The sequence below is a fragment of the Streptomyces pseudogriseolus genome, assembly GCA_002154585.1.
GTDB lineage: Bacteria > Actinomycetota > Actinomycetes > Streptomycetales > Streptomycetaceae > Streptomyces > Streptomyces pseudogriseolus.
Genome location: MUNG01000241.1, coordinates 387 through 4,259, shown reverse-complemented (window position 1 = coordinate 4,259; position 3,873 = coordinate 387). Strand labels below are relative to the sequence as shown.

Genomic DNA, 3,873 nt, shown 5'->3' with positions numbered 1-3,873 from the left:
TGACGTCATATGAGCCGCCGAACGGGGGGAGCCGGTCGGCGGCTCATATGACGTCAGGTCAGCGGGAGCGGACGGCGTCGACGAGGGGGGCCAGACTGGAGATGAGCCGTACGTCCCCGTTGGCCGCGCGGAGGTGACGCCGCGTCGTGTTCGTGGGCGCGTAACCGATGAACGGCAGACCGATGGCTCGGGCCGCCTCCTGTTCCGCGGTGGTGGAGGCGATCAGGACACATTCCGAGGCTGGCGCCTCCAGGTTTCCCAGCGCCTTCAGCAGGAGGCCCGGACGGGGCATCATTTCGAAGAGGTCGGCCGACCGGCCGTACACCGGTTCGTGCACGTGCTCGATGAGCTGGTTGTGCCGGAGGAACAGCTCGACGGCGCGCCCGGACCGGTCGCTCACCACGGTCAGCGGGACCCGGCGGGCGGCCAGCTCCCGCAGCAGCTCACGGGAGTGAGGAGCGGGCCGGGCGCGCTGAGCGGCCCGCGTATCGTGCGCATCCACCTCGTTGCACGCGGTGAAGGCCAACTCGTGCCCTGCGAACGATCGCAGCAGACTGAGGGTGTCGGCGCCGTCCCCGGGCCCCCTCGACGGCAGCGGATGCCCCGTCGGCGCCTGTACGGAGTTCCGCTCCTCCAGCAGCATTCCCGCGACCTTCCGGAGCACCTCCCGCTCCTCGTCCTCCGGGTACAGGCGCGCCAGTACCTCGTCGAAGCCCAGCAGCACGGCGTAGGCGTGACGCATCAATTCCTGCGGTGTGCTGCGCGCCATGCCCGACCGGATCTCCGCGCGCCCGGGAGGTCGGGGCAGTGACCACAGCAGCGCGTATCCGGGCACTCTCCAGTCAGCCAGGGTCGCTCTGAGGTCGTCCTCGCGGCGGGCCGCCGTGGCGAGTACGTCCTCCACCAAGGCCGGTAGGTCCAGCCCGGGATTTCTGGCGGCGGCGAGCGGGTCTTCCACCCGCCACGACACCGAAACCGCCGGCACCCCGACCCCGTGCAGCCGGCGCTCCCGCAGGTCGACCTCGAACCAGCGCCATCCGGCGCGGAGGGAGGGCGGCGTCTGCCGGACGGAGGGCGCGTCCGCGGCTTCGAGCCGCCCTTCGTCGAGGGCCAGGACGACGACATGGTCGTCGTCGACCGGCCGAGGTGTCTCCCCGTCGTACGGCAGCCGGAACGGTCCGCGCACCGCCCGTCCTTCCGCCGGCATCGGCACACCGGCGACCGGCCCGAACAGCCGGTACCACCCGCCGCCTCCCGGGAAGCGGTGGAAGTCGCGCGGGTCGGCCGCCTCGCCGTCGACGATCTCCACGTCGTGCCAGAAGTCCGACAGTGCGACGACCGTGCGCGCGTCGGAGGCGGAGAGGACCGCCCTGACCAGCTCGGAGTCCGGCCGGTCGCCGGAGACCTCGCTGTCTCCCCTCACTCGCGCCTGCCAGAAGGAGACGGCGAGGCCCAGGTCCTTGAAGGCGGGCTGATGCTCGGCGAGTCCGTGCAGCGTCGCCCGCAGCAGGGGTGCCCCGTCCACGTACGGCTCCATGCGCGCGGTGACTCCCCATCCGAATCGCACCAGCTGGTACTGGTCCCGGGCGAGGCCACCGGCCGCCGCCAGATCCCTGACCATGCGGAGCAGTGCTGCCATCGCCATGGAGGGGGGCCGGCCCTCGGTGAACTCGAAGCGTGCGCAGTCGTGCTGCTCGGTCTCCGGAGGGTCGACGTCCGCGACCGCCTCGATCAGCAGCCGGTCCGGCTCGTCCCCACCCAGCAGCGGCGGGTCCTCCTCGTACGCCGGCTCTTCCAGACTGAGGTCGGGCCGCTCATCCCTGAAGGCATCGCGCAGCTCGTGTCCCATGGCCAGCAGCTCGGGGTTGTCGCCGCCCGAGTCCTCGTACGCCTCGAACTCCTCGAGAGCTCGGTCCGCCCGGCCCTGGCGCTGGAGCGCAAGCAGATGAAGGCGACGCAGGTCCTCCCGGTGCGGGTGGGTGCGGAGCAGGTCCTCGAGGTCTGTGGTGGCGCGCTCGAAAGCGCCCAGTTCGAGGTCGAGCTCCGCGCGGGTGGCGGCGAGGGTGAGACGCAGTTGCTGGAAGCGGGAGCGGGCGGTTGCGGCGGCGGGACCCGGCACGCCGTCCAGCACCTCGCCGTGCCAGAGACTCAGCACCTCGTCGACCGTGGTGCGCGCGGAGGTCAGGTCGCCTGCCACCCGCTGCCGCTCCACCTGTTCCACCAGCTTCTGGCAGGTGAGGACATCCACGAAGTCGGCGCTGGTGTGGAGGGCGTACCCGTCGGACAGTGCGGCCAGCAGGCCGGGGCCGAGGGCATTGCGCAGCCGGGAGGCGTAGGTGCGGAGCAGCAGCTCGGGATCGCCGGCCGGCCCCTCGGGGCCCCAGATGCCCTCGGCCAGTTCGGCATGCGAGACCTTGCGGCCGTGGTGCAGAAGCAGCATGGCCAGCATCGCCTGCTCCTGTGGTGAGCCGGTGGCCAGGGGACGCTCCGAGCCGCGACGGGCGGAGACCCGGCCCAGGAGGGAGTAGGAGACAGGAGCGTGCGCTGTGCGCGCATGGTGGACATGGACGTCGCTCCGAAGCTCGTGCAAGCCCTCCCGCTGGTCCTCGAGGACGTCCGACATGAGCAGCCGGAGTGCTTGGGCGTAGGCAGGGCGAACGGCTTCCGGCAGTCCGTCCAGCTGATCGGGCGACAGGGCGTGCCGGGTGACCGGGTAGCTGCTCGACACCAGTCTGAACACCAGATGGCCGAGTGTGCGCAAGTCGGTTCTGAACGGTCCCTCGCCCCGGCGGCCGAGGTCCAGGAGTGTCAGCCGTACCTCGCCGTCAGGCAGGAGCATCACCCGGTTGGTGTCCAGACCGCCGTGCGGGACCCCTGCTTCGTGCATCGCGGCGACCGCGCGGGCCAACTGCGTCACCGTCGACACCAGGAGGGGTGCGGGCAGCCGCAGACTGCCGGACCACAGCAAGGACTCCAGCGCGATGCCGTCCACGTTCTCCATGACGACGTACTGATGGCGGTCGTCGACCCCGTAGTCGTGGACCCCCACCACATTCGGCGGACGCGCCGTCCTCAGTCCCTCCGCATCCCGGACGAAGTCCTGCACGCGGGCCGGGTCACTGTGCGCGGGGAACAGTGACACCACCACCGTCGCACCGGTCTCGACGTCCTCACCGCGCCACAGGACGCCGCTCCGGCCGACCGCCTCACCGAGCACGTACCGGTTCTTCAGCAGCCGACCGCGCTCCGGCCTCCCTGTCAGCCGGTTTCGCGTCTCCTCGGTCACGGTCGCGATCGGCTCGCTGCGCGTCTGTGTGAGCGTCCCCGCCGCCGAGGGGGTCGTCGCCCGGATCTCGCCGGCCGCCGTACCGGCCCGGTCGTCGATCAGCGCACCCAGCCGGGAGAGGAAGTCGCTGGTGCTCCGGCGAGCGGTGCGCGGCAGGCTTCGAAGAAGCAGCTCACGAACGCCGGGCCGGAACGTGTAGCTTCCGGGCGGCCCGGGGACCTGGGTGAGCATGCCGCTGAGGATCACCTCCGCGAGATGCTGCGGGCGCGGCTGCGGCTCCAGCACCGCCTGCACCAGGCGCATCACCGGCAGATCCGGGCGTCCGAGCGCCAGATGCCCGGCCAGCCGCACGGCCGCCGCGGACGCCGACGCACGGAACCGCAACACCAGCTCCTCCGCGGACAGTGTCGCGAAGTCCGCCCGGTCCGTCGTGTCCGCGTGCCCGCCGAGCCATCCCACCGAACCGGGAAAGTTCTGCCCGCCGGGCGCGGCGACCAGCGCTGCCCAGTTCGCGAGCCAGCGCTGATCCGGTTCCAGCACCAGCAGCGGCATACCGGCGCCGGCGCCGGTCTCCTCGTACGGCACGA

At 71.7% G+C, this 3,873-nt stretch carries 1 protein-coding gene; it reads right to left on the bottom strand.

What is annotated here, in order from left to right:
- Positions 1 to 58: 58 nt before the first annotated feature.
- Positions 59 to 3,873: BTAD domain-containing putative transcriptional regulator (locus tag CCN29_RS21745; protein WP_086683856.1), on the bottom strand; the 3,815-nt coding region annotated here is incomplete at its 5' end.